This window comes from Gluconacetobacter sacchari, from assembly GCF_014174255.1.
GTDB classification, from domain to species: domain Bacteria; phylum Pseudomonadota; class Alphaproteobacteria; order Acetobacterales; family Acetobacteraceae; genus Gluconacetobacter; species Gluconacetobacter sacchari.
The window spans coordinates 1-23,445 of sequence record NZ_JABEQJ010000032.1; the positions used below are offsets into that span (position 1 = coordinate 1).

At 71.2% G+C, this 23,445-nt stretch carries 25 protein-coding genes and 2 pseudogenes; 13 read left to right on the top strand and 14 right to left on the bottom strand.

What is annotated here, in order from left to right; translation table 11 throughout:
- Together HLH48_RS18540 and HLH48_RS18545 are read right to left on the bottom strand one after the other, a co-directional pair.
- A partial coding sequence (locus HLH48_RS18540; RefSeq protein WP_182998965.1) for a CheR family methyltransferase occupies nucleotides 1-915 on the bottom strand: 915 nt, incomplete at its 3' end.
- Complete coding sequence (locus HLH48_RS18545) at nucleotides 908-1,417, bottom strand: chemotaxis protein CheW (protein WP_264813238.1); 510 nt, start codon at nucleotides 1,415-1,417, stop codon at nucleotides 908-910. The genes HLH48_RS18545 and HLH48_RS18540, both read right to left, overlap by 8 nt.
- Before the next feature lie 170 nt (nucleotides 1,418-1,587).
- Here HLH48_RS18545 and HLH48_RS18550 point away from each other — a divergent pair, with 170 nt between their 5' ends.
- From HLH48_RS18550 to HLH48_RS18575, 6 genes are all read left to right on the top strand, one after another.
- A complete protein-coding gene (locus HLH48_RS18550) occupies nucleotides 1,588-1,998 on the top strand; it encodes a hypothetical protein (protein ID WP_182998967.1) in 411 nt (136 codons plus the stop codon).
- A gap of 22 nt (nucleotides 1,999-2,020) precedes the next feature.
- Nucleotides 2,021-2,701 (top strand): cell division ATP-binding protein FtsE, encoded by a 681-nt coding sequence (locus HLH48_RS18555; protein ID WP_182998968.1) that lies wholly within the window; start codon nucleotides 2,021-2,023, stop codon nucleotides 2,699-2,701.
- Nucleotides 2,694-3,686 carry a cell division protein FtsX gene (locus tag HLH48_RS18560; RefSeq protein WP_182998969.1) on the top strand — a complete coding sequence of 331 codons (993 nt, stop codon included), beginning with the start codon at nucleotides 2,694-2,696 and terminating at the stop codon, nucleotides 3,684-3,686. Before HLH48_RS18555 ends, HLH48_RS18560 begins: the two co-directional genes overlap by 8 nt.
- Nucleotides 3,665-4,312, top strand: a complete 648-nt coding sequence (locus HLH48_RS18565) for a YdcF family protein (RefSeq protein ID WP_182998970.1) — start codon at nucleotides 3,665-3,667, stop codon at nucleotides 4,310-4,312. The genes HLH48_RS18560 and HLH48_RS18565 overlap by 22 nt, the downstream gene beginning before the upstream one ends.
- A gap of 75 nt (nucleotides 4,313-4,387) precedes the next feature.
- Nucleotides 4,388-5,158: a lysophospholipid acyltransferase family protein gene (locus HLH48_RS18570; protein ID WP_182998971.1), complete on the top strand. Its 771-nt coding sequence runs from the start codon at nucleotides 4,388-4,390 to the stop codon at nucleotides 5,156-5,158.
- A gap of 350 nt (nucleotides 5,159-5,508) precedes the next feature.
- Entirely contained in the window at nucleotides 5,509-6,528 is a 1,020-nt protein-coding gene (locus tag HLH48_RS18575) for a DUF2125 domain-containing protein (protein ID WP_182998972.1), read from the top strand.
- Between the two features lie 56 nt (nucleotides 6,529-6,584).
- Here the strand turns inward: HLH48_RS18575 and phaR are convergent, their stop codons facing one another.
- Both phaR and HLH48_RS18585 read right to left on the bottom strand, forming a co-directional pair.
- On the bottom strand, nucleotides 6,585-7,082 hold the full coding sequence (gene phaR / locus HLH48_RS18580; protein ID WP_182998973.1) for a polyhydroxyalkanoate synthesis repressor PhaR: 498 nt from the start codon (nucleotides 7,080-7,082) through the stop codon (nucleotides 6,585-6,587).
- Nucleotides 7,083-7,213: 131 nt separating this feature from the next.
- Nucleotides 7,214-7,660, bottom strand: a complete 447-nt coding sequence (locus HLH48_RS18585; protein WP_182998974.1) for a MarR family winged helix-turn-helix transcriptional regulator — start codon at nucleotides 7,658-7,660, stop codon at nucleotides 7,214-7,216.
- 191 nt (nucleotides 7,661-7,851) lie between these two features.
- On the opposite strand from HLH48_RS18585, the gene HLH48_RS18590 reads away from it, so the two are divergent.
- Both HLH48_RS18590 and HLH48_RS23825 read left to right on the top strand, forming a co-directional pair.
- The gene (locus tag HLH48_RS18590) at nucleotides 7,852-9,435 is read left to right on the top strand and encodes a DHA2 family efflux MFS transporter permease subunit (RefSeq protein WP_182998975.1); all 1,584 of its coding nucleotides are present in this window, start codon (nucleotides 7,852-7,854) and stop codon (nucleotides 9,433-9,435) included.
- A gap of 195 nt (nucleotides 9,436-9,630) precedes the next feature.
- Nucleotides 9,631-9,771, top strand: a pseudogene (locus HLH48_RS23825) (IS5/IS1182 family transposase); the annotation flags it as partial.
- A gap of 136 nt (nucleotides 9,772-9,907) precedes the next feature.
- Here HLH48_RS23825 and HLH48_RS18600 read toward each other — a convergent pair.
- The gene (locus HLH48_RS18600; RefSeq protein ID WP_182998976.1) at nucleotides 9,908-10,717 is read right to left on the bottom strand and encodes an AraC family transcriptional regulator; all 810 of its coding nucleotides are present in this window, start codon (nucleotides 10,715-10,717) and stop codon (nucleotides 9,908-9,910) included.
- 126 nt (nucleotides 10,718-10,843) lie between these two features.
- On the opposite strand from HLH48_RS18600, the gene HLH48_RS18605 reads away from it, so the two are divergent.
- Together HLH48_RS18605 and HLH48_RS18610 are read left to right on the top strand one after the other, a co-directional pair.
- Nucleotides 10,844-11,539 (top strand): O-methyltransferase, encoded by a 696-nt coding sequence (locus tag HLH48_RS18605; protein WP_182998977.1) that lies wholly within the window; start codon nucleotides 10,844-10,846, stop codon nucleotides 11,537-11,539.
- A 79-nt stretch (nucleotides 11,540-11,618) separates the two neighbouring features.
- Entirely contained in the window at nucleotides 11,619-12,284 is a 666-nt protein-coding gene (locus HLH48_RS18610; RefSeq protein WP_220795198.1) for a siderophore-interacting protein, read from the top strand.
- Between the two features lie 225 nt (nucleotides 12,285-12,509).
- Here the strand turns inward: HLH48_RS18610 and gloB are convergent, their stop codons facing one another.
- Nucleotides 12,510-13,238: a hydroxyacylglutathione hydrolase gene (gene gloB / locus HLH48_RS18615; protein ID WP_182998979.1), complete on the bottom strand. Its 729-nt coding sequence runs from the start codon at nucleotides 13,236-13,238 to the stop codon at nucleotides 12,510-12,512.
- 69 nt (nucleotides 13,239-13,307) lie between these two features.
- Here gloB and HLH48_RS18620 point away from each other — a divergent pair, with 69 nt between their 5' ends.
- The 3 genes from HLH48_RS18620 (at nucleotide 13,308) to HLH48_RS18630 (ending at nucleotide 15,771) form a co-directional block, all read left to right on the top strand.
- On the top strand, nucleotides 13,308-14,036 hold the full coding sequence (locus HLH48_RS18620; RefSeq protein ID WP_246387517.1) for a class I SAM-dependent methyltransferase: 729 nt from the start codon (nucleotides 13,308-13,310) through the stop codon (nucleotides 14,034-14,036).
- A gap of 74 nt (nucleotides 14,037-14,110) precedes the next feature.
- Nucleotides 14,111-14,788: a phosphatidylserine decarboxylase gene (locus HLH48_RS18625; RefSeq protein ID WP_246387519.1), complete on the top strand. Its 678-nt coding sequence runs from the start codon at nucleotides 14,111-14,113 to the stop codon at nucleotides 14,786-14,788.
- Nucleotides 14,789-14,793: 5 nt separating this feature from the next.
- On the top strand, nucleotides 14,794-15,771 hold the full coding sequence (locus HLH48_RS18630; RefSeq protein WP_246387521.1) for a CDP-alcohol phosphatidyltransferase family protein: 978 nt from the start codon (nucleotides 14,794-14,796) through the stop codon (nucleotides 15,769-15,771).
- Here HLH48_RS18630 and HLH48_RS18635 read toward each other — a convergent pair.
- From HLH48_RS18635 to HLH48_RS18670, 8 genes and pseudogenes are all read right to left on the bottom strand, one after another.
- Nucleotides 15,735-16,034 (bottom strand): annotated as a pseudogene (locus HLH48_RS18635) (NADH-quinone oxidoreductase subunit B family protein); the annotation flags it as partial. The gene HLH48_RS18630 and the pseudogene HLH48_RS18635 sit on opposite strands and share 37 nt — an antisense overlap.
- Nucleotides 16,035-16,114: 80 nt before the next feature.
- Nucleotides 16,115-17,608: an NADH-quinone oxidoreductase subunit D-related protein gene (locus tag HLH48_RS18640; protein ID WP_182998981.1), complete on the bottom strand. Its 1,494-nt coding sequence runs from the start codon at nucleotides 17,606-17,608 to the stop codon at nucleotides 16,115-16,117.
- Nucleotides 17,605-18,771, bottom strand: a complete 1,167-nt coding sequence (locus HLH48_RS18645) for a hypothetical protein (RefSeq protein WP_343065445.1) — start codon at nucleotides 18,769-18,771, stop codon at nucleotides 17,605-17,607. The genes HLH48_RS18640 and HLH48_RS18645 overlap by 4 nt, the downstream gene beginning before the upstream one ends.
- The gene (locus HLH48_RS18650) at nucleotides 18,768-19,322 is read right to left on the bottom strand and encodes a hypothetical protein (protein WP_182998982.1); all 555 of its coding nucleotides are present in this window, start codon (nucleotides 19,320-19,322) and stop codon (nucleotides 18,768-18,770) included. The genes HLH48_RS18645 and HLH48_RS18650 overlap by 4 nt, the downstream gene beginning before the upstream one ends.
- Nucleotides 19,322-20,278, bottom strand: a complete 957-nt coding sequence (locus HLH48_RS18655) for a hypothetical protein (protein ID WP_182998983.1) — start codon at nucleotides 20,276-20,278, stop codon at nucleotides 19,322-19,324. The genes HLH48_RS18650 and HLH48_RS18655 overlap by 1 nt, the downstream gene beginning before the upstream one ends.
- Nucleotides 20,275-22,020: a proton-conducting transporter transmembrane domain-containing protein gene (locus HLH48_RS18660; protein WP_182998984.1), complete on the bottom strand. Its 1,746-nt coding sequence runs from the start codon at nucleotides 22,018-22,020 to the stop codon at nucleotides 20,275-20,277. The genes HLH48_RS18655 and HLH48_RS18660 overlap by 4 nt, the downstream gene beginning before the upstream one ends.
- Before the next feature lie 69 nt (nucleotides 22,021-22,089).
- Nucleotides 22,090-22,944, bottom strand: a complete 855-nt coding sequence (locus HLH48_RS18665; RefSeq protein WP_182998985.1) for an aldo/keto reductase — start codon at nucleotides 22,942-22,944, stop codon at nucleotides 22,090-22,092.
- Nucleotides 22,945-22,995: 51 nt separating this feature from the next.
- Nucleotides 22,996-23,445 carry a DNA polymerase III subunit chi gene (locus HLH48_RS18670; RefSeq protein WP_182998986.1) on the bottom strand — a complete coding sequence of 150 codons (450 nt, stop codon included), beginning with the start codon at nucleotides 23,443-23,445 and terminating at the stop codon, nucleotides 22,996-22,998.

Consider the following 23,445-nt stretch of genomic DNA (forward strand, 5'->3'; position numbering starts at 1 on the left):
CACGCGCGGCCCCCCCGCCGTCCCCGGCGCGGCGGACCGCACGAAGCGGCACGGCGCCGCCGGCCCGTGCCGCGCGCCCGCGGCGCGGAACGCCACCGTGCCGGCAAACGTCACCATGTCGAGAAACGCGCCGCATTCGCCGATCGGGTCCGAATGCCCCAGCAGCAGCCAACCCGGCGGCGACAGCCGCTCCGCCATCGCCCGCACCAGGTCGAGCGCCCGCGCGGTTTCGAAATACAGCAGCACGTTGCGGCACAGAATCAGGTCGAACGGCCCGCCCGGGCCGCCGCCGGCCGGCAGGTCCATGATGTTGCCATAGGCGAAGCGCACCATGCGGCGATAGACGTCGCGCAGGATCCAGTGCCGTCCGCAGGGGGCGGGTCGAAACCATCGCCGCCGCTCCGACGCGCCGACATCGCGCAGCGACCACGCGCCATATTCCGCGCGCCGGGCGCGCTCCAGCGCCTGCTCGCTGATGTCGGTGCCCAGGATCTCCACATCCCAGTCGGCCTCGCCGCGCGCCCGCAGCATGCGGTGCAGCAGGATGGCCAGCGAATAGGGCTCGGCGCCGTTGGCGCAGCCGACGCTCCAGATCCGGATGGCGCGCCGGGGCCGCAGCCGGGTCAGCAGGTCGGGCAGGATCGTGCGCTCCAGCGCGTGGAACTGCTCGGCATAGCGGAAGAAGAACGTCTCGCCGATGGTCACGGCGGATTCCAGCGCCCGCCACTCGGCCACTCCGGCCGCATCGTCCGACAGCAGCGCCAGATACTCCGTCGGGCCGGCGCAGCCGCGCGCATCCATGCGCCGCCGCAGCACCATCTCCAGCAGGTCCGTCTTGTCGGCGTAGTAATGCAGCCCCGTCCGCGCGACCACCCGCGCCGCCAGCCGCTCGAAGGCGCCCCGGGGGTCAGACATCCGCCCCCTCCCACACGGCGTCGCGCAGGGCGGCATCCCGGGCCAGGGCCTCGATGCGCCGCCGCTCGCGCTCCATCAGCAGCCGGTCCGGGTCCATCAGCAGCGCGGTCATGCCTCCGACCAGTTCGACCTCCCCCGCCAGCCAGTCCCCGGCGGGCCGCGCGTCGTCGGGCAACGCCGTCACGGCCCCGGCCATCGGCCGCACGTCCAGCACGCCGTCGACCATGAAGGCCGTCCTCACGCCCGCGCCCGCGCCGCACAGCAGCAGCGGCCGATACAGCATCGCGGCCGCGTCGGGCGCAAGCCAGTCCCGCAGCCCCAGCAGAACCGCGAGATCGATCGCGGCCACCCGCTCGCCGCCGAGGCGAAAGAACCCCAGGACCGGCGCGGGCGTTCCCGCCGGCCGGACGAGTTCCGGCATCGCCACGCATTCCCGCACCGCGGGCGCGGGCAGGCCATAGCATGTATCCACCAGACGGAAGATGACGACGGCCACTGACACCGGGGCTTTGCTGCCTTCCACCCGCGCCGGTTTGGCGATATCGTCGCGGCGCGATTCCTGCCTGCTTTTCTTCCCGAAGATTGCATTTAATACAAGTGACGGCTACCTCCGGCAGGGATGCGTACCCGGCAGGTCGGGCGCGCCGCACCGCCGCCGGAGATCCGACCGTCATGGACAGTTTCAATTCGGGCCGCGCCGCCGACCGGTTCCTTTCCCCGCGTGAGGGCCAGTCGCGGGGCTTTCCCGTCGCCCGCATCGTCCGCGTGGCGATATGCGCCGTGCTGTATGGTCTGTTCTATTTCGTCCAGCAGGTCACCGAACTGCTGGCGCCTCTGGTGCTGATCCTCGGCGTGGGCTGGAGCGCCCTGCCCCATATCGTCGGCGCCATCGGCGCCAGTGCCGCGTCGGCCGATCCGCAGACGCGCGACATCGTCACCCACGTCGCCGGCACCATCCCGCGCCAGATCGTCATCGGCGCCCATGTCGTGACCGCCGATTCGCTGGTGGCCGACGGGCTGCTGATGATGGCGGCGGCGGCGCTGTGCGCCACGCTGGCCGCCGTCGCGGCGCGCGAAATGTGACGCGGCTGCCGCCCGCCCTCCGGTGATCCGGCTTCGCGACGTCAGTTTTCGCTATGAGACCGCCGGCGCCTCCGGTGCCCAGGCGCCGGTGGCGCTGCGCCAGGTCTCGTTCGCGGTGCCGCAGGGCGGCTTCCGCTGGCTGCTCGGCCCCTCGGGCGCCGGCAAGTCCAGCCTGCTGCGCCTGCTGGCGCTGGGCGCCCGGCCGACGACGGGCACGCTGGAACTCCTGGGCACCAGCATCGCCCCCGCCCGCCGCGCGGCACTGGCCCGGCTGCGGCGGCGCATCGGCGTGGTGCATCAGGATTTCCGCCTGCTGCCCGACCTGCCGGTCTTCGACAACGTCGCCCTGCCCCTGCGCCTGCAACGCCGGCCGGAGGACGAGGTGCGGGACGAAGTCCACGCCATCCTCGACTGGGTCGGGCTGGGCTCCCGCGCCGCCGCCCGGCCGCCGCAGCTTTCGGGCGGCGAGCAGCAGCGCGTGGCCATCGCCCGCGCCGTGATCCACCGCCCGGCGCTGGTGCTGGCCGACGAGCCCACGAACGCGCTGGACGAACACCAGGCCACCCGGCTGATGGACCTGTTCCGCGACCTGTCGGGCCTGGGCACCACGATCGTGGTCGCCACCCACAACGACGCGCTGATCCGCCGCCGGCCGGCCCACGCGCTGGAACTGGCGCACGGCAGGCTGGTGCGCGATGGCTGAGCGCGCCGCGCCGGGCCTCCTCGCCCGCTGGCACCGCGCCCGGCGCGCCGACGGGCTGGCCCTGCGCCGCGCCCTGCCCGACCGGCTGCTGCCGTTGCTGGTCGCGGCCATGGCGGTGCTGGCGGCGCTCGCGCTGGCCGGCGCCACGGGCGCCGCGATCCTCTCCGCGCGCTGGTCGGCCGGCGCCGCGTCGCTGCTGACCATCCAGGTCCCCGACCCCGACGCCCCGGCGGCATCGCCCCCCTCCACGCGCGCCGACGCCGTGCTGGCCGCCCTGGCGGACACGCCCGGCGCCTCGCGCGTGCATCGGCTGGACAAGGCGGAACTGGCCGCCCTGCTGGCCCCCTGGCTGGGCCAGGCCACCGAATTCGCCCTCACCCTGCCCGCGATCATCGAACTGCACATGGCGGCGGAGACCGGCGCGGAGACCGGCGCCGATCCCGATGCGGCGTCCCTGGCCCGCCGGCTCGCCACCGTGGCACCCGGCACGCTGGTCGAGCGCAATGCCGAATGGGGCGCGCGGCTGGGCCGCCTGGCCGACAGCCTGCATGGCTGCGCGCTGCTGGCGGTGGCGATCGTGGCCGGCATCGCGGTGGTGCTGATCGCGGCCACCACCCGGGCCGGGCTGGCGGCCCGCCGCATGCCGATCGAGCTGATCCACGCCATGGGCGCGTCCGACGGCTATATCGCGGGCCGCTTCGCCCGCCGGACCGCCCTGCTGGCCTTTGTCGGCGGCCTGGCCGGCAGCGTGGCGGCGCTGCCGCTCCTGGTGCTGCTGTCGCGCGTCGCCGCCCCCTTCGCGCAGGCGGCGCCATCGCCGGCGCCCGCATCGCCGGCGGACTGGGCCACGCTGCTTGCCCTGCTGCGCGACACGCTGCCCACGCCGCTCATCGTCACCCTGCTGGCCCTGGCTCCGGCGGCCGCGACGATCGGCTGGCTGACCACCCAGGCCACGGTGCGCGCATGGCTGCGCACGCTGCCCTGATGGCGCGGCACGGCGGCGCCGCGCGGCGCTTCCTCCTCGGCACGCTGGCCGGCCTGCTGGGCTGCATGGTCCTGTGGGGCGCGGGCTTCGCCTGGTTCGTCCACGACGCGCTGAAACCACCCGTCCCGCCACCGGTCACCGACGGGATCGTGGCCCTGACGGGCGGACAGGGCCGGGTCGAGGCCTCGCTGCGGCTGCTGGCCGATGGAAGGGCGCGGCAATTGCTGATCTCCGGCGTCGCCCCGCGCGCCACGCCGGCCAGCCTCGCCGCCGCCCTGCCGCCCGACCTGGCCGCCAGCCTGACGGCCGGGGCCTGGCGGCAGGTCACGCTGGGCCGGCGCGCCACCTCGACCATCGGCAACGCGGACGAAACCGCGCAATGGGCCCGCGCGAACCGGCTGCGGTCGCTGATCGTGGTCACCGCCGGCTATCATATCCGCCGCGCGATGATGGAAATCCACCGCACCCTGCCCGACGTCGCGCTCCATCCCTACCCGGTCCGCCCGCCCGCGCTGCGGTCGCCGCTGCGCGCCTCCTCCCTCCGGCTGCTGGCCACGGAATACGACAAATGGCTGATGGCCGGCCTGGACCTGGCCCGCACCATGCCGGCCCGGGCTGGGGACTGATCTTGTCTTCGGACGGTTTTTCTGATGTACGCCGCCACACCGCCGACACGCCCAGTCCGGAATGATGCCGCTCCCATGATTTTCGTCCGCACCTGCCTCTTCAATCTCTATTTCGTGCTGCTGACGCTCGCGATGGGCATCGCGGCGCTGCCCATCCGCCTGTTCGCCCCCCGGCTCGCGCTGCCCTACGCCAAGCTGTGGACCCGGCTGTCGGTGGCGGGCCTCTGCCGGATCTGCGGCATCACGGTCATCGTGACGGGCCGCGAGCACCTGCCGGCGGGGCCATGCCTGCTGGCGTCGCAGCATCAGTCGGCCTTCGACACGCTGGTCTGGATGAACCTGGTCGATCGCCCCGCCTATGTGATGAAGGAGGAACTGACGCGCATCCCCCTGCTCGGCCCGATGCTGCTGCTGGCGGGCATGATCCCCGTCCGCCGCACCGACCGCGCCAAGGCGCTCCGCGCCCTCCTGGTCTCCACCGGGCAAGCCGCCGCCGACGGCCGCCAGATCGTGATCTTCCCCGAGGGCACCCGCACCCGGGCCGGCGAAACCAGTCGGCTGCACCCCGGCATCGTCGCCATGGCCGGCCATACCGGCCTGCCGATCATCCCCGTGGCGACCGATTCCGGCCTGCGCTGGTCGCGCAACGCCTTCGTCAAGCGCCCCGGCCCCATCCATATCGCCATCGGCCCCGCCCTGCCGCCCGACCTGGGCAAGGCGCGCATCCTGGATGGAATCGCCACGCGGTGGCAGGACTTGTCGACCGGCTTCGACAGCAGCCCCGACGCGCGAAACCCTGTGGATAACTCTGTGGGCAGTCGCACTGGTCATGCGACGGGCCTGTGACGGTCCGTTTGTCCACCCCCTGGCCGTCTCCCTCCGCCGCCACGCCCCAAATCACCCGGCGGAGCGGAACAACGCCATAACATATTATTTTTAAATCAGTTTCCGGCATATTTTCCCAGGATATCCGCCCCTGGACCGCCCGAGGCCCCGTTCCAGCCCATCTCCATGCCTCCAGCCACCCGGCATTGTGGATAAATTCACGCCCCGCGCATGCCCTCCGCCGGGGCGCGCTGTGAAAGATTTGTGAATCAATCTGTTCCCGGCCGTACGGGATGTGCCCTATCAAGACCGACATGCCGCCACCCGCCACCCGACCCGCGCGCCGAGTCCGTCCATGGCCACACCGGGCCATGCTGGCCATGCTGGCGCTCGCGCTCCTCGACGGCGCGGCGTGGCAGGCGGCACAGCGGACGCTGGACCAGATGGCCGCCCGATGGAGCGCGCAGTTGCGCCGCGAGGGCTGGACCGTGCGCCCCGGCACGCCCGCGCGCGGCGGGTCGCCCCTCACGGCACGGCTCACCCTGCAAGACCCGCGCCTGGAGGGCCCGGCGGCCGGGCGAACCGTGGCCTGGGGCGCGCGGACGGTCGCCCTGTCCCTGTCCCTCCTGCACCCGCTGACACTCCGGATCGGGCTGGAAGGCCCGCAGGCCGCGCGCCTCGCCGGTCCCGGCCCGCTTCTGGCGCTCCGCGCCCAGGGCGACGGCCTCCGGTTCGGCCTGCCACTCGGCCTGTCGCACGGCCTGTCGCCCGATGCCATGGCCGGCCACGCCACCTGGGCCGCCCGCTCGCTCGCCCTCCAGGTACTGGCGGCGGATGGCCGCACGACCGACCTGAGGCTGCATGACCTCGCGGGCCGCCTGCTCTGGAATGGCCGGGCCGGCCCCGATGCCAGCCGGCTGGCCCTGACCGCCCGCGCCGCGATGCTGGACCTGCCCCCGACCTGGCCGCTGCCCCCCACCCCGGCGGAGGCCCACCGCCTGTCCGATACCGGCCTGACCCTGTCCCTCCCCGGCGGCGGCGGATCGACCCTGCTGGTGCAGGACCTGCACGCGCGCTGGATGCACCTGTCGCTCGCGGTCGCGGGCCGGGCGCGCCTGCCCGCCACCGGCGGCGCGAACGGCACCTTCACCCTGACGGTGGCCGGGATCGGCCGAACCGTCCGCACCCTCGACCAGGCTGGCGCCCTGTCGCCGGACTGGGCCCGGGCCGTCACCGCCATCGACCGGCTGGCCCGGGGCTCTCCGGGCGACGCCGCGCCGGACGCCCCACCCCCGACCGACCGCCGCCTCAGCCTGCCGCTCCGCCTGCAAGGCGGCACCCTGTTCCTCGGCGCGATGGCACTGGGGCACATGGCGGACCTCCTGCCCTGAGCCTCCACCCGGCAGCGCCAGCCCGCAGCACCAGCCCGCAGTGCCGATCCGCAGTGTCAGTCCGCAGCGTCGCGCGAGCCGTCCAGCGCGGCCTGCAAGGCCGCGACCTCGCGGCGCAGACGCCACACTTCCTCTTCCACGCTCCCGGCCGCTTCCACGTTCCCGGGCGCCACGACCCCGCCCGCCGGTCGCCGCCCCTCGGCCGACTGGCGGAGCGAGGCGAACATCGCCATCGCCCGGTCCAGATAGTCCGGCACCAACCCCTGCATGCGGTCGCCATAGAAGCGGATGATCTGCCGCAGGAAGCTGGCGGGCAGCATGGCGCGCCCCCTGGTCTCCTCCTCCATGATGATCTGGATCAGCACGGAGCGGGTGATATCGTCGCCCGTGCGGGCGTCGAACACCACGAAGTCCCGACCGGAACGGACCATGTCGGCCAGCGCATCGAGCGTGACATAGATCGACCGCTCGGTGTCGTAGAGACGTCGGTTGGCGTATTTCTTGATGACGACCGGGGCGCCCGGGCGGCTGGCATCCGGCAATATACCCTCCATCGACGGGCTGGCAGGACGATCGGCCGGGGCATTCCTACCGAATACGCGCGCCGGGGTCCGAAATCCTAGCACGGCCGCGCCGGATGGTCACGACGGCACGGCGGTTCACGCGTGGTTTGCGATATGGAATGTTATCGATTTGCATCTATATCAATTCTCGATAAAATAGTTTCGAATTTACGTATATCAGATTTTATGTTTCGGAATATTTTTTGAAGTAATTGCGTATTTTCATGAAGAAGGCGCAGGGTTGTCCGTTCGCCTTTTGGCGTAAGGGCGACGAGAACCTGGCGTCGATCCTGCGGATCTTCTGCGACTTCCACGTAAGCTTGAGCCAAAAGAGCCTCGACCAGACCAGAAACGGTCGCACGGCTTACTTTGAGCGCCTGGACGATCACGCGATGCGGGATCGGGCCATCCGCGGCCCATAGAACGACAAGGACTTGCCACCGCCCCGGCGTCAGCTCGTCCTTTTCCAACCATCGCGTGAAGACATTATCCAACCCCTGCACGGCAGAACGGAGAGCAAACATAAGCTCGATCGCCGCCATGGCATCGGCGTCGAGGACCGTCGCCATTTTTTGCCGGATTTCAGCCGACGCTATGTCTCTTTCGCCAGGTGTCCGCATTTTGTCCCTTGACTCTGTTAGGTGCCTTACAAATAATCCGTGGGCTCTGTAGACCTAACGGGTAATCCGCCGATGGAAAAGCGTCTTGATGTCTGTCGACCGGTCAAGGGGATAACGGCCTCCCTTGGCAAGCTTGCATCATGAACGCGACGCCCGAGGTCGACAAGGAACCATGGCGCCCCGCAGCCAATCCGTGGCTGATCGCGGTGACCGTCACATTGGCCGCATTCATGGAAATTCTGGACGGCACCATCATCAATGTGGCGCTACCGCACATTTCCGGTGCGCTGGGCAGTTCCTATGACGATGCGACCTGGGCTCTGACTTCCTATCTGGTCGCGAACGGCATTGTACTGACGATTTCAGCATGGTTCGGAAAACTATTTGGCCGAAAACGATACTTCATGATTTGTATCGTCATGTTCACGGTCTGCTCCTTCCTGTGCGGCCTGTCGACCTCACTGCCGATGTTGATCGTCTTCCGCCTGATGCAGGGCTTCTTCGGTGGCGGCCTGCAACCAAACCAGCAATCCATCATTCTCGACACCTTCCCGCCGGACAAGCGTGGTGCCGCCTTCGGGTTGACCGCGATCGCGACGATCATCGGCCCGATCATGGGACCGTTGCTCGGCGGCTATCTCGTCGATAATTTCTCGTGGCGCTGGATTTTCTATGTCAACGTACCCTTCGGTATTCTGGCCACGATCGGCGTCGCGCTGCTGGTGGAAGATCCGCCATGGGAGCGCTCGGCGCGCCAACCCGTCGATATCATCGGGATCGCTCTGATCTCGCTCGGCCTCGGTGGGCTGGAAATCATGTGCGATCGTGGCGAGGATGAAGACTGGTTCGCCTCGCCCTTCGTCACTGCAATGGCCGTCTGCGGGGTTGCCGGGATGATCGGAGCCATCATCTGGCTTCGACGGGCTCGGCATCCGCTGGTCAATCTCGACATCTTCAAGGATCGGAATTTCGCGGCCGGCACGTTCCTCATGGGTATGATGGGTGCCGTTCTCTATGCTTCGGCGGTCATTGTCCCGCAATTCGCGCAACAGGTACTTGGCTATACGGCGACATGGTCGGGTCTTCTCCTGGCGCCCGGCGGCGCCGTCGTGATCCTCATGATCCCGATCATCGGCCGCATGATGGGCGTCGTGCAGGTCCGCACCATCATAGCCGCCGGTTTCTTCATTATGGGAGCGAGCATGTTCATATCAGCGCGCCTGACCCCAAGCATAGATTTTTCGCACCTCGTCCTGTTCCGGATCATCCAGACGGCTTCACTGGGTTTTCTTTTCGTGCCGATCTCGACGGCTGCCTATTCGACCTTGCCGCGCGAATTGAACGCCGATGGATCGGCAATCTTCAGCATGGCCCGCAACTATGTCGGCTCATTGTCCATCTCCCTGGCTACGGCGACGATCATCCAGACGCAGCAACGGCAACAAGCGGCGCTCGTGGGCAGGATGTCTCCCTTCAGGCCGGAATATCAGCACTATTTGGCCATCGCGCAGCAGGTCGCACGCGATGCAGGCATGCCACCCGCGAGAGCAACCCAATATGCCCTCTATCGGCTTTATCGGACATTCATGACCCAGGTATCGATTCTTGCCTATAATGAGGTCTTTATGTTGATCGGGCTCCTCGCCTTTTGCATCGTTCCACTTTGCTTCCTCCTGTCACCAAATCGAGACCGGCCGGATAGTAGCGCTTCGGCCATTCACTAACTCGTCTTATTCGGTGCCCCCCGACGGCTCATAACACCAGTGGAGGGAGGTGGAGGGTTCATGAAGCAGGCCGGTTTGAGCGGGCTTGGTGATCGACTCGAGGCATTGTCCCGGACTGTGGATTTTGAGGTGTTCCATGGTGATCTGGAGCAGGCTCCGGCCTATTCAACTGTCAGTAAAGGCGGTCGTCCACCGACGGCCTACCGCTCAAAAGCCAATGAGGACTTCATGGAAAAGCATGGCTTTGTCACGAAGGTCCACAGGCAAAGGCCGCATCTCAAATCTCCTGCCAGATCCGCTGATCGATCACCGGCTTCCACGGTACCAACACGAATTCCCGCGCGTTCTCGACCAGCGCGTAGGTGCCGCTCGCCAGCCGCGCCTTTTCGCGGAATGTGCCCCCGCATGCCCGAAGACAACGATTCTCTCCAAAACCGACATCGCTCGCTCAAGAGCGCAACACGCCTGACTGTCAGGGCGTATCCGCCTGGCGCGCGGCCATGTAGCGGCCTGGCGAGACACCGAGTGTCTTCCGAAACATCGTTACGAAACTGGGCACGCTTTCGTAGCCAAGACCGCAGGCCACCTGCTGGATCGAAGCACCACCGGCCAGTCGCTCCACCGCGAGCATGATGGCGAACTGCTGGCGCCAGCGGCCGAAGCTCATGCCTGTCTCCTGCCTCGTGAGACGCTCCAGGCTTCGTCCGCTCATTCCTGCCTGCCTCGCCCAGACGTCCAGCGTTCTGCGATCTCCTGGCGACGCCATCATGTGAACGACGATCCGGCGCAGCCGGGAATCTTCAGGCATCGGAAGATGGAGGTCATCGCTTTCCGCCGAGATGAATTCGTCGAGAAGAACCCTCAGCAGGCGCGATTCCACCCCGCCTTCCTCATAGAAGGCCGGGAAGTGGGCCGCGCGAACAAGCAATTCCCGGAGCAGAGGCGTCACCGAAACCGCGCATCCCTGCTCCGGCAGCCGAAGGTCGGCGTCCGGATCGACGAAGGCGCAGTAACCTTCCATGGCGCCCGACGCCTTGATGGCGTGCGGCGTGGCGCCGGGAATCCATACGGCGCTGCGCGGCGGCACGATCCACAAGCCGCCTTCCATCTCGCAACTCAGCGCGCCGCGTTGCACCAGCAGGATCTGCCCCTTGCGATGATGGTGAAGGTCAAGTTCGAAGCGGGTGAGTTCGGTCGACAGGCCGAAGGTCACGACAGGACGATCGATCTCGTCCGGCTCGATCCATTCGTTCTCTTTATGGGGAAAGCTCAGGATCGGCATTGTCAGGATCCGATAATAATCTGTCAGAACGTCGTAATGACGTCAGTTCCTGTCTTCCCTTATCCTTGTTCCATGGCCCCGTCGAGTGCTCGCGCGACCGGCCGGGGGAACGGAAAAGGACGCTCCATGAACACGTTGACAACCAGGTGTGTTGCCCAAACCCTGAATGCGCTGCATGCGGAGGCCGAAATCGCCGACCGCGAGCATATAGCGGGGCGTATCGCGCAGATCGAGACGGCCGGCGAGACCTTCGCGCAGGCGGTTCCGCGCTGGCTCACCGAGGAGCGGGCAGGATATCAGCAGATTTATCGTGGCTATGCGGGCAATTTTCTTGCCGTCTCGCCCGCCTACGGCCGCTTCCTCTACATGATCGCACGGACGTGCTGGGCGAAACGCATTGTAGAGTTTGGCACATCGATGGGGATTTCGACCCTCTATCTCGCGGCGGCGTTGCGCGACAACGGTGGCGGACGGATCATCGGCAGCGAGATTGAGCCGAGCAAGGCAGCCCGGGCACGCGCCAACCTCGAAGAGGCCGGGCTGGCCGATCTGGTGGATATCCGCGAGGGCGATGCGCTCGACACGCTCCGGGCCGTAGGCGGCGAAGTCGATCTGCTGCTGCTCGACGGCGCTTTCTCCCTCTATCTGCCCGTGCTCAGGCAGGTCGAGCCATTCCTGACGCGGGGCGCGGTCATCCTGGGTGAGAACGCCTTCGATCCCACCTATCTCGATTACGTCCGCAATCCGGAAAATGGCTACCTGTCACAGTCTCTCGCCATCGACGACGGGCGTGGGAACGAATTCACCGTCAGGACCGCGTGAGGAGATGTCGATGAATGCGTCCTCTTCTCCAGCCTCGTCGAGGTCAGGGCCGGTCGGTCGAGCCCTGCTGAGACTCCTCATGAAGCGCGCGACCGTCTCGACGAGCGAGGAAGTCGCCGAAAATTTTCGGCTGATCACGCTCGAAGGGCCCGCGCTCAGGGGGGCCGCCTGGACGCCGGGACATAAGATCCAGATCGCGATGGGGTCGGCCTTCGTCGCACGGACCTATACGCCGATCGAATGGGACGCCGCCGGGCGTACCCTCCTGCTGGGGTACTCCCACGGGCAGGGGCCGGGCAGCGCGTGGCTCGGCGGAGCCCGACCCGGCGATAGCTGCGACATATTCGGTCCGCGCCGCTCGCTGGATCTCGGCGCCTTGCCCGGCGCGCTCGCCGTCCTCGGCGACGAAACGTCGATCGGGCTCGCATGCGCCCTTCGGCGCGCGGGCCGCGTGCATCCGAAGGCCTGCCTTTTCGAGTTCGGCAACGTCGAAGCAGGCCGCCGCGTTCTGGCCCGTCTCGGGCTTGACGGAGCCACGCTGTTCGACAGGAGCGACGACGGCGCGCATTGCGCGAGGATGGAAGCAGCCCTTTCCGCGTTTGTCGCCAAGGACTTCACGTTCGTGCTGACCGGAAAGGCTACGACCATCCAACTTCTCAGGCAGAGGCTTCGGTGCTTGGGCGTCCCGCCCATGCGCCTCGCGGCCAAGGCCTATTGGGCGCCGGGCAAAACCGGTTTTGACTGAAGTTTTGACCGAAGTTTTGCTGAACATGTGGCCTGAAAGCGTCTTGTCCGATGGCCCAGGGTCACATGCCGTTCTCAGGCTCACGATCCACCGGCAGCGCATGTCCGCCCGTTCGACCTCGCGCGGCAACGACGCCGCCCGCTGGGTCTCGCGCCGCCCGGACGATGGCATGAGGTATCCGATCTCATCGTCGATCGGCAGCCCGGCACGGCTATAGAAAGGGCCTCAGCGAAACCCGTCCTTTTCCTGCCGCAGCCGCGCGAACGCCGCGACATCGGGCGCGCGCAGGAACGGATTGGTGCGTTTCTCCTCGCCCAGCCGGACCGGCACGGTCGGCGCGCCCTCGGCCCGCAGGCGCTCGATCTCGGCCACACGCTCCCGCAGCGCACCATTCTCGGGGTCGACCGCCAGCGCGAAGCGGGCATTGGACTGGGTATATTCATGCCCGCAGCACACCAGCGTGGCATCCGGCAGGGCGGCGATCCGCCGCAGCGCGTCGAACATCTCCGCCGCCGTGCCCTCGAACAGCCGCCCGCACCCCAGGCTGAACAGCGTGTCGCCGCAGAACAGCGCCGGGGTCAGCGGAAAATAATAGGCGACATGCCCGCGCGTATGCCCCGGCGTCTCCATCACCGTGCCGATGGCCCCGCCCAGCGCCACGCCGTCGCCGTCATCCACCGCCTGGTCCAGCATCGGCAGCCGATAGCTGTCGGCCGCCGCCCCGGTCACAATCGCGCCGAAGCGCTTGCGCAGCGCATCGGTCGCCGCCACATGATCGGCATGATGATGCGTCAGGAAAATCTGGTCCAGCCGCCCCCCGGCCTCTTCCACCGCCGCGACCAGGGGCGCCTCCTCGGCCGGGTCGACCAGCGCGGTGGCGCCGCTTTCCTCGTCGCGCAGCAGCCAGGCGTAATTATCGGCCAGGATCGGGACCGGGCGAATGGCGAGTACCATGATCTGTCTCCGTCTCGTACGCATCGCCGGGTCCGCCCGGCACTCTCCAACAGTTTGTACTGATCGGGCATGATGCAAGACGGTATCTGCACCGCGGCCGCATTCTACGCCAGCCGCGCGGGCGACAACACGACCCGGCTGCTGCGCCAGCGCCTCCATGCCTTCTGGCCCCACACGGGCGGCGACCGGATATTGGGGCTGGGCTACACCCTGCCCTTCCTGCCGCTCTGGGCCCGCGCGGACGGCGCGCCGTGCCTGTCGGCCCGCATCAACACCGCCGTCACCCGCGACGCGCCGGCCCGCATGGCCGAGGGCGTGCGCGACTGCCTGGTGGCCGAGGACCGGCTGCCGTTCCCCGACCTCTCCTTCGACCGGGTGCTGCTGGTCCACGCGCTGGAACTCACCGATCGGCCCGACGCGCTGATCCGCTCGGTGTGGAAGGTCATGAAGGATCACGGCCGCCTGCTGCTGGTGGTGCCCAACCGCACCGGCTGGTGGGCGCATTCCGACGGCACCCCCTTCGGCCAGGGCGCGCCCTTTTCCGCCCGCCAGATCGCGCGGCGCCTGTCGCAGGCCTTCCTGTGCGCCGAACGCCATGACGGCGCGCTGTTCATGCCGCCGCCGGGCGCGGCGCACCGGCGCGCCGCCGCCCTGGCGGAACGGGCCGGCCACATGCTGCTGCCGCAACTGGGCGGCGTGTTCGTCATCGAGGCGGTCAAGGATGTCTGGTCCGGCGTGCCGGTCCTGACGGCGCCCGCCCTGATCCGCGCGCCGCGCCGGATCTACGAACCCGGCTGACCGCCCCCCCCCGATCCATGCCACAGTGCGCCACGCTTGACCCGATCCCCCGTAAACCGCATGAAGCTCGGCCCATGTCCCTGATCCAGTCCATCAAGCTCGTCCTCGCGCGGCCGCATCCCGCCGCCCGCCCCTTCCTCCTGGCATCGGGCGCCACCGCGCTGGCGGCCCGGCTGCTGCCCTGGCGCCCGGCGCGCTGGCTCGGCCGCGCGGCGGGGCTGTTCTTCGGCTTCTGCCTCTATTTCTTCCGCGACCCCCAGCGCGTGCCGCCGGCCGACCCGCACCTGGCGGTCGCCCCGGCCGACGGCCGCGTGGTGTCGGTGGAAAAGATCGCGCCGCCCGCGTCGCTCGACATGGGCGAGGCACCGGTCTGGCGCATCGCCACCTTCCTGTCGGTGCTGGATGTCCACGTCAACCGCATGCCCGCCGCCGGCACCGTCACCCGCGTGGCCTACCATCCCGGCCAGTTCCTCAACGCCAGCCTCGACAAGGCGTCGGAACTGAACGAACGCAACGCCCTGCGCCTGACCCTGGCGGACGGGCGGAACCTCGCGGTGGTGCAGATCGCGGGCCTGATCGCCCGCCGCATCCTGTGCGACGCCGAGGAAGGCATGACCTACGAGGCCGGCGAACGGTTCGGCCTGATCCGCTTCGGCTCGCGCACCGACCTGTACCTGCCGCCGGGCGTGGAACCGCTGGTCACGGCCGGCCAGACCATGATCGGCGGCGAAACGGTCATGGCGCGACTCTGACCCCGATGGCGCCGACCGATCCCCAGCCGGCCACGCCCCGGCGGCGCCGCCGGCTGATCCGCCGGCGGCGGCCGCGCGTCCGCGGCCCGTCCTTCAACCGGCTGATCCCCAACATCATGACGATGCTGGGCCTGTGCGCGGGGCTGACGGGCATGCGCTTCGCGCTCGACGACCGGTTCGGCGACGCGGCGGTGGCCCTGCTGATCGCGGCCTGCATCGACGGGCTGGACGGGCGGATCGCCCGCCTGCTGCGCGGCACCAGCCGCTTCGGCGCGGAATTCGACAGCCTGTCCGATTTCCTGTGTTTCGGCGTGGCGCCGGGCTTCGTGCTGTATCTGTGGGCGCTGCGCGATGCCGGGCGCTACGGCTACCTGCCCTGCATCATGTTCACGGTATGCATGGCGCTGCGCCTGGCCCGCTTCAACGCCAGCCTGGACGATACCGACAAGCCCAAATACGCCAGCAATTTCTTCACCGGCGTCCCCGCCCCCGCCGGGGCGGGGCTGGCGCTGTTCCCGCTGTTCCTGGGGCTGGAGGCCCGCAAGCTGGGCTGGAACCAGGTCTACGACATGACCCGCCTGCCGCTTCTGCCGGCGCTGACGCTCAGCCTCACGGCCTTCCTGCTGGTCTGCACGCTGCCGGTCTGGTCGTTCAAGAATTTCAAGGTGCCGTCGGCTTATGTGCTGCCGCTGATGCTGGGCACCGGCGCCTACGCCGCCGTGCTGGTCGCCGACCCCTGGGGCGCGCTGGCCGCCGCCGGCGTGATCTATGTCGCCCTGCTCCCCCTCAGCCGCCGCAGCTTCCACCGCCTGAAGCAGGAAGCCCTCGCCCTTCAGGCGGAGGAAGACAATCCCGAAGCCACGGCGCCCGAAACCCCGAGCAACCCCGCCAGCCCGGCCACGATGGCCGCCGGCGAGGGCGGGCAGCCGGGAATCGACGCATCCAGCGGCGCCCGGCCCTCCAGCCCGCCCAGAACGGCGTAATTCTCCCCGAACGGGCCGCCATCGATCGCGCAGGCCCCCACGGCCACCAGCGCGCGCGGATCGGGCATGGCATGCCAGGCCGCCTCCAGCACCGGGGCCATGCCGCGGGTCAGCGGCCCGGTCACCAGCAGCACGTCGGCCAGGCGCGGCGTGGTCACGAAGCGCACCCCCGTCGCCGAGAGCGCATAGGCCGCGCCATCCAGCGCCGCGACCTCCATCGCGCACCCCTCGCACCCGCCGGTCTCCACGTGGAACACCCCCATCGGCCCCACCGCCGGCAGGCGGATGGCGGGCCGGAATCCCCGCGCCAGGAACGCACGCAGCAACGCCAAGCCACCCCTCCCTAAAGGTCCGCGCCGGCGGCCGACAGACCGAACGACCGCACGATCATCGCCACATCCTCGTCCCGCGCCCCCGCCAGCACATGCTCCAACGCCGCGGCCTGCGCCAGCGCCGGATCGCAGACATGGGCCGCCGCGATCCGCCCCCCGACCAGACGGACCCAATACCACACCCCGCCGCGCGGCCCCTCCGCGCACCCCACGCCCTCGCCCGACGCCGGCCGAGCCGCCGGCGGCACATCCGGCGGGCCGTCCAGCGCCAGCCGCAGCAGGCGCGCGACGCCGCCCAACTCCGCCAGCCGCACATCGATGCGCGCCGCCACGTCGCCGCCGCGCCGCACGCCGCTCTCCAGCCAGGCGCGGCGATAGCCCGGCACCAGCCGGCGCAGGTCCGCCTCGCGCGCCGACGCCCGCCCGGCCACGCCCCCCACGCCCAGACTCCGCGCCGCCCGCGCGTCCAGCACGCCGACCCCGGCGATCCGCGCCTCCAGCCCCGGCCAGGCCCGGCCGCGCGCCAGCCCGTCCCGCCCCGCCTCCAGCAGATCCGCCACCCGCGCGCCGATGGCCGCCGCCACCTCGTCCCCGCCGCCGACCCACACCCGGTCCATCAGCAGGCGGTGCCCGCCGATCCGTCCGCACTGCTCCAGGATCGCCTCGCGCAGCCGGTCGCACTCCGCCGCCAGCGCCGTCGCCCCGGCAGCCCCCGCGACGCGCGAAAGATCGAGCAGATGGGTCGCCGCCCGCTCGATTTCCGCCAGCAGCACGCGCGACCGCACGGCGGCGGCACCGGCGCCCTGCCCGGTCGCGTCCTCGATCGCCCGGCACAAAGCCGATTGATGGGCGACCGACGCCCCGGCAACGGCACGCCCGGCCAGCCGGACCGCGCCATCGGCATCGAGCCCCGTCAACCGCGCCACCACCCCGCGATGCGCATAGCCCAGTCGCCATTCCGCCTGCCCGACCGCCCCCCCGCCATCCAGCGCCAGACGCAGATGCGCGGGCGCGCGATGCCCGCCATCGGCCGGCCCGATGCCCCAGACGGCATGATCGCGCGGCACCGGCCGGAAATCCGGCGGCTCGGGCGGCCAGGCGACAGGCCCCGGCCGGGCCCCGAGCGGCCAGGTGGCGGTCCACAGCCCCTGGTCCAGCCATGGGCGCGAATCCCGCGCGTCCATTGCCGAAAACCCCCACAAATCCTGCACGCAACGCTCGCACGGCGCAGCCGCCGGGCGCGCCGCCGACAGGCCCAGATAGCGGCCGCCATACGGTTCGACGCTCGCCACCAGCGGGCGCTCCCCGGCATCGAGGAACAGCGCATGCACGTCCCGCCCGTCGGCCCACAGGGTCACGAACGACAGCGGATCCCGCCGCAGCGCCGCGCCCAATGCGTGCCAGTCCTCCTCCTCCAGGCGGAACCGCCATCCCCCGGCCTCGTCCTCCCCCCGCCGGATCAGCGCGGCGGCGGCAGGCGGCGCGGGTTCGGCATTGTCCGTCATCGCCACCCCCGCACCACCAGCACCACCAGGCCAGCCAGCAGCAGGCCGGCCACCCCGCGCCCCAGCCAGCCGGTCCGCGACCCGCCGCCGGCCGGCGGCGGACTGCCGACCACTACCCCGACCGCCACCGGCAGCAACAGCAACGGCGCCGCCCCGCACAGCGCCACCAGCGTCAGCACCAGCCCGCCGAACGGCAGCAGCGGCGAATACAGCAACGGCGCCACCCCGCCAGACCCGAATGGCTCCCCATGCCGCGCCAGCGGCCCCAAAAGCGCGACCGACAGCAGCAGCGCCGCCAGGCCGGCCTGGCCGGCCGCACCGCCCGCTCCGGCCGCCACCGCCGCCAGGCCGACGGCCAGCCCCAGCGACAGGCGCCCGCGCCGCCCCACGGGCGCCACGCGGATGGACAGCGCCATCAGCCACAGCGTCACCACCCCCAGCGCCAGCACATCCGCCCGGTCGACACCCTCCGCCAGATGGCGCAGCACCGGAATCGACGTCATGACCGGCGCCAGGGCCACGGGCGCGACCGCGTCCTCGGCCGCCAGCACCACCGGCGCGGCCGGACCCAGCCCCGCGACGGTCCCCAGCCCGACGGTCAGCAGCACGCCGCCCAGCCCCTCCAGCCGCCCCGCCGCGTCGGACGCCGCCAGCAGGGCGGCACCGGGCACGGCCAGCAGGATCCCGGACAGGCTGAGGCGGAACAGGTCCCACCCCGCGCGCGCGGCCCCTCGCGTCACGGCGGTCGCCAGCGCCACCAGCATCGCCACCCCGCCGACCGCCACCGCGCCCGACAACGGGTCGGCGCAGGCCGTGGCGACCACCGCGCCACCGGCCAGTCCATGCGTCAGCACGCGCGCCCCACGCCGCGCCGGCGCCGCATCGGCCGACAGGCTGGCCACGAACAGCGCCAGCAGGGGCAGGGGCAGCAGAATCCCCAACGGACCGGGCGGTACCGCGAACGGCGTCGCCGGCCACACGCTCCGCGACAGCACGGCCAGCACCGCCAGCCCCAGCCCGATCGCCGACAGCCCGGTCGCCGCCGCCCGCACCGAGGCCGGCGGACACGCCGCCAGCACCCCCATCGACAGGAACGGCCAGCACAGCGCCAGCGGCATCAGCACAGGAATCATGACGGGGACCGGAACGGGCGCCACGCTCACGCCACCTCCCGGCCCCAGGCGATACGGCGCAGGCAGACGAAGGCCACCAGCAGCAATGCCCCCTGCAACGCCACGGCCCCCGCCAGCACCGCATCGCGCCCCGCCAGGCCGGCCAGCAGCAGCAATCCGTTCACCGCCCCCGCCAGCCCGGCGCACTGCCCCACCACCGAGCGGCGGACGGCGGCGGCCAGCACACCGCACAGGATGGCCACCAGCGCCGCGATCAGCTCCGGCCGGCCCACGGCGTCGATCAGCCCGCGCGGCACCGCCAGCACGGCCAGGATCGTCAGCAGCAGCCCGCCCCCCACGCCCGATATCCGCTCGCCCGGCGCGGGCGGCCGGTCCTCCAGCCGCGCCAGCCCCCAGGCCAGCGGCGCGGTCCCCGCCACCACGAACAGCGCCGCCAGGCAGGGGCGCACAGGGGCCGCGCCATCCAGCGCCGCCGCCAGCAGCGCCAGCACCACCAGCCCCCCCTGCCAGGGCAGCCCCCAGCGCAGGCCCGACAGCACGACCGAGGCGGCAATCAGCAGACCGGGCAAGGCCGACGCCATCACGCCACCTCCTGGCCGGTGAACAGCACCACGACCGCCAGCGTCGCGAACAGCAGCGCCAGCACCAGCCGGCCGCGCACCCCGCGCGCCGCGCCCATCACCACCACCCGAGCAGCCACGATCCCGGCGCAGATCGCCACCGTCCGCGCCAGCCACGCCGCAACGGCGCCGGGCAACGATCCGGCCGCCGGCAACAGGTCGCCCGCCCGCGGCACCGCCAGCCCGCCGGGCCACGCCAGGTCCCCCGCCAGGGTGATCCAGGCCAGCAGCGCAAGATCGCGCGCCAGTTCCAGCGCGGCGCGCCCACGTCCGCCCAGATCGACCATCCGGTCCGCCGCGCGCGCCTCGTCTCCCGGCCCGAGATCCGGGCCGGCCAGCAGGATCGCCACGGCCAGCAGCATCGACGACACCCGCCCGCCTCCCGGGTCGGGGTCGCGCAGCCGTGTCAGCAGGGCGTCGATCCCGCCATGCCCGGTCGCCATCACCGCCGCCGCCACCGCCAGCGGAAACACCGCCTGCATCGCCGCCAGCGCCGCCGCGTCGCCCGCCGCCGCCAGCCCCGCCCGCGCCCCGCCCGGCTCCAGCGCCCCCAGCAGCGGCAGCAGCCGCGCCAGCACCAGCAGCCCGGAAACCAGCAGCAGGTCCGCAAGCCCGCTCCCCGGCAGCCCGAGCGCGAGGGACGGCACCAGCGCGCACGCCGCCAGCGCCACCGCCAGCGCCAGCGCGGGCACGATCTCGGCCCCGCCGGCGGCCCGCACCCCGTGCCGCCGCGCGCAGGACAGGATCAGCCGCCAGCGCGCGAGTACCGGCACTCGCCCCGCCCCGCCCAACCGCGCCATGCCGGCCACCAGCAGCCCCCGCGCGACGGGCGCGCAGGCGACCATGAGGGCCATATGCGCCACCGACAGCACGCACCCCACCATCCACGCCGCAATCACGCTCCATGACGGCATCACGACCGGCCCCACATCCGGGCCAGCGCCGCCACGGCCAGCCACAGCAGCACCAGCCCCATGGCGTGGCGCGACACCCCGGCCACCCCGGCCTCCACCAGCCACGCCGCCCGGCGGGCCGCATAGCGGAGCAGACGCACGATCCGCCGCAGGCCGCGCCGCGCGGAATACCCGGCCGGCGCGCCCCATGGCAGCATGCCGGCAAACTGCGCCGGCCCGGCCTGCGCCGTCGGCTCGCCGAACGGCATCCACGGCGGCGAGGGCGGCGCCCCTTCGTTCCACGCCGCCACCGGACGCGACGGCACCGTGCCGGCCAGGCGCGAGAGCGCCCACACCAGCCCCCCCGCCAGCGCCAGCAGGGCGGCGACGCCGAGCGGATACAGCATGCCACTCCCCCCGGGGGCCGCCAGCGCCAGCCAGTCCGGCAGCGCTCCCGACGGGACCGGCCCCGCCAGGCCGGCGGCCTCCCACCCGGCGCGCCGCGTCAGCCACAGCCAGCCCCCGGGCACCAGCACCATCCAGGCACTCCCCGCCAGACAGGCCCCCGGCACGGCCAACCGGCCCGGCGCGGGGTCGCTCGCACCGGCCGCGCGCGGCGTGCGCGGCCGGCCCAGCACCAGACAGGACAACAGCCGCACCGCCGCCAGGATCAGCAACCCGCACGCCAGCCCCACCCCGGCCAGGGTTGCCAGCGGCGGCATCGCCCCCACCAGCCCCTCGGCACGCGGCAGCGCCAGCAGCGACTGCACCAGCAGCCACGCCACGGCGAACCCGCCCGACGGCGGCAGGGCACACAGGCCGGCCAGCGCCAATGCCAGCAGCCCCGACGTCCTCGGCATGAGCACGGCCAGCCCCCCGGCACGCGCCAGATCCAGCGAGCCCGCGGCCTCGGCGATCCGCTCCAGGGTCAGGATCGCCGCCAGAAACGCCATCCCCACCCCGCCCGCCAGCAGCATCAGGGCGCGGAACGCCCCCAGCGCCAGCAACGGCAGGTCATCCGCCCGCCCGGTCATCACCAGCCCGACCAGCAGCAGCCCAAGCCCGCCCCAGCCGGCCAGCATGCCGGCCAGTACCCGTCCCGCGTCGCGCGCGCCCAGGGCCCGGCCGCCCCCCACCAGCGCCAGCGCCAGCCCGGCGACGGCCACTCCGCCCCCCCAGACGGCACCGACCGGCACCACCGGCCACACCACGAGCATCCGCGCGGCCAGACAGAGCCCCACCACCACCCCCGCCAGATGCGCCACGCCGCCCGACCCGCCATGCCGCCCCCCGGCCAGCGGCCGAAGCGACACGCCCATCAGCGCCGCCGCCGCCACCAGCGCGGGAACGGGCAGCACCGCCAGCCGCCCACTCCCCGGGCCGGACAGCAAGGCCGCCGCCACGGCCGCCCCGGCGCTGCCCCAGGCCACCATGCCGCGCGACACCACGCCGCGCGCGTGCAGAAGGGGCAACAGACCCGCCGCACCGATACAGAACAGGACAGGATGATCGACACCGGCCGTCAGCGCCGCGCCGGCCAGCACCGGGCTCCGCTCCCCCGACGCCAGCCCCGCCACCGACAGGATCAACACGAACGGCAGCGAAAGCGCATCGACACGCGGCAGGCCCGCCGGGCCGGAGACGGGCGGCAGGCAGGCCATCGCCACGGCCAGCACAAGGACCAGCCCCCAGCCCGCCCGCGCCACCTGCGGCGTCGCGAACCGGGGCATCAGGCCGTCCAGCAGCAGCACCGACAGCACAAGCATGAGAAATAGCGGCAGGATGGCCTATCCCCGAATCACGGGTCCGATCGAACCGCCATCAAACCATGCCGCTCAGATCATGGCGAGGGGAACCTTGCGGCGCGGCGGCGGGATCGACCGGTCGATCGCCTCCAGATCCTCCGCCGTCAGCACCAGCTCGGCCGCCGCCGCGTTCTCGCGCATGTGCGCCACGCCGCCGGCCTTGGGAATCGCCAGCACGCCGGGCTGCCGCAGCACCCAGGCCAGCGCCACCTGCGCCGGGGTCGCGGGCCCCAGGCTGGTCTCATGCCGCCCCGCGATCCGCTCCAGCACCGGCTGGCGCAGCAGGTCGCCGCCCTGCCCCAGCGGGGAATAGGCCATGGTGACGATGGACCGCCGCCGATCGGCCTCCAGCAGGTCGAATTCCACCCCGCGATAGTCCAGGCTGTAGAGGATCTGGTTGGCCGCGCACGACCCGGCCGCGCCGGCGCGCGCCAGATCGTCCAGGTCCCCGACATCGAAATTCGACACACCCCAGGCGCCGATCAGCCCGTCGCGCCTCAGCCGCTCGAACGCCTCGACCGTCTCCTCCAGCGGCACGCCTCCCCGCCAGTGCAACAGATACAGGTCAACGCGGTCGGTCCCCAGACGCCGCAGCGACGCCCGGCAATGCTCCGCCACCCCGGCGCGGGAAGCGTTGGAAGGCAGGATCTTGGTCACCAGGAACACCTCGTCCCGCCGCCCGGCGATCGCCTCGCCCACCAGCCGCTCCGACCGGCCCGCCCCGTACATCTCGGCGGTGTCGATCACCCGCAACCCCAGATCCAGGCCCAGCCGCAGGCTCGCGATCTCCTGCTCCCGCCGCCCGGCGGCGTCGCCCAGCGCCCAGGTCCCCATGCCCAGCGCCGGCTGACACGCGCCATCGGGAAACGTGACGGAATTGACCATTGCCCAGCGACCTTTCCATGCGGATCCGACGCGCCGGACCGCGATCCGGCGCTAACGCCCTCCCCGGGCCCAGCCCCTGGCCTCCTGCCGCCAGTAGACGAGCGTGTGGCCCGCCTCGCGGGCCCGCGTCCAACGCCCGCGGGCCGCTTCCACGTCCTGCGGATCGCCCCCGTCGAAGAGGTCGAACACCCGTTCGAACGCGGCGGCGTCGGGACAGTTCACCCCATCGACCAGGAACAGGTAGGTCGCCCCGTTCGGCACATCGTCTCCCGCCGTCAGCCAGATCGGCTGCAACGGCCCATGCCCCATCGCCGCGCTGCCATGCGGCAGCCACACCGGATCGGCGGCGCGCCACAGCGCCTCGTCGATCGCCTTGACCCGTTGCGCGTCGCCGCAGCGCAGGACGGCCCGCCGCCCGGATTCCAGCGTCCGTCCCAGCAGGGCCGGCAATGCCTGTTCGACGCTGGTGCGCGTCAGATGATAGAAACCGATCTCCGCCAT

Bases quoted from the DNA above. Each gene is read 5' to 3' on its own strand.
- HLH48_RS18550 (WP_182998967.1), top strand. From the start codon at position 1,588: ATGGACAGTTTCAATTCGGGCCGCGCCGCCGACCGGTTCCTTTCCCCG.
- HLH48_RS18560 (WP_182998969.1), top strand. From the start codon at position 2,694: ATGGCTGAGCGCGCCGCGCCGGGCCTCCTCGCCCGCTGGCACCGCGCC.
- HLH48_RS18565 (WP_182998970.1), top strand. From the start codon at position 3,665: ATGGCTGCGCACGCTGCCCTGATGGCGCGGCACGGCGGCGCCGCGCGG.
- HLH48_RS18570 (WP_182998971.1), top strand. From the start codon at position 4,388: ATGATTTTCGTCCGCACCTGCCTCTTCAATCTCTATTTCGTGCTGCTG.
- HLH48_RS18575 (WP_182998972.1), top strand. From the start codon at position 5,509: ATGCTGGCCATGCTGGCGCTCGCGCTCCTCGACGGCGCGGCGTGGCAG.
- phaR (WP_182998973.1), bottom strand. From the start codon at position 7,082: ATGGAGGGTATATTGCCGGATGCCAGCCGCCCGGGCGCCCCGGTCGTC.
- HLH48_RS18585 (WP_182998974.1), bottom strand. From the start codon at position 7,660: ATGGCGACGGTCCTCGACGCCGATGCCATGGCGGCGATCGAGCTTATG.
- HLH48_RS18590 (WP_182998975.1), top strand. From the start codon at position 7,852: ATGAACGCGACGCCCGAGGTCGACAAGGAACCATGGCGCCCCGCAGCC.
- HLH48_RS18600 (WP_182998976.1), bottom strand. From the start codon at position 10,717: ATGCCGATCCTGAGCTTTCCCCATAAAGAGAACGAATGGATCGAGCCG.
- HLH48_RS18605 (WP_182998977.1), top strand. From the start codon at position 10,844: ATGAACACGTTGACAACCAGGTGTGTTGCCCAAACCCTGAATGCGCTG.
- HLH48_RS18610 (WP_220795198.1), top strand. From the start codon at position 11,619: ATGAAGCGCGCGACCGTCTCGACGAGCGAGGAAGTCGCCGAAAATTTT.
- gloB (WP_182998979.1), bottom strand. From the start codon at position 13,238: ATGGTACTCGCCATTCGCCCGGTCCCGATCCTGGCCGATAATTACGCC.
- HLH48_RS18620 (WP_246387517.1), top strand. From the start codon at position 13,308: ATGATGCAAGACGGTATCTGCACCGCGGCCGCATTCTACGCCAGCCGC.
- HLH48_RS18625 (WP_246387519.1), top strand. From the start codon at position 14,111: ATGTCCCTGATCCAGTCCATCAAGCTCGTCCTCGCGCGGCCGCATCCC.
- HLH48_RS18630 (WP_246387521.1), top strand. From the start codon at position 14,794: ATGGCGCCGACCGATCCCCAGCCGGCCACGCCCCGGCGGCGCCGCCGG.
- HLH48_RS18640 (WP_182998981.1), bottom strand. From the start codon at position 17,608: ATGACGGACAATGCCGAACCCGCGCCGCCTGCCGCCGCCGCGCTGATC.
- HLH48_RS18650 (WP_182998982.1), bottom strand. From the start codon at position 19,322: ATGGCGTCGGCCTTGCCCGGTCTGCTGATTGCCGCCTCGGTCGTGCTG.
- HLH48_RS18660 (WP_182998984.1), bottom strand. From the start codon at position 22,020: ATGCTTGTGCTGTCGGTGCTGCTGCTGGACGGCCTGATGCCCCGGTTC.
- HLH48_RS18665 (WP_182998985.1), bottom strand. From the start codon at position 22,944: ATGGTCAATTCCGTCACGTTTCCCGATGGCGCGTGTCAGCCGGCGCTG.
- HLH48_RS18670 (WP_182998986.1), bottom strand. From the start codon at position 23,445: ATGGCGGAGATCGGTTTCTATCATCTGACGCGCACCAGCGTCGAACAG.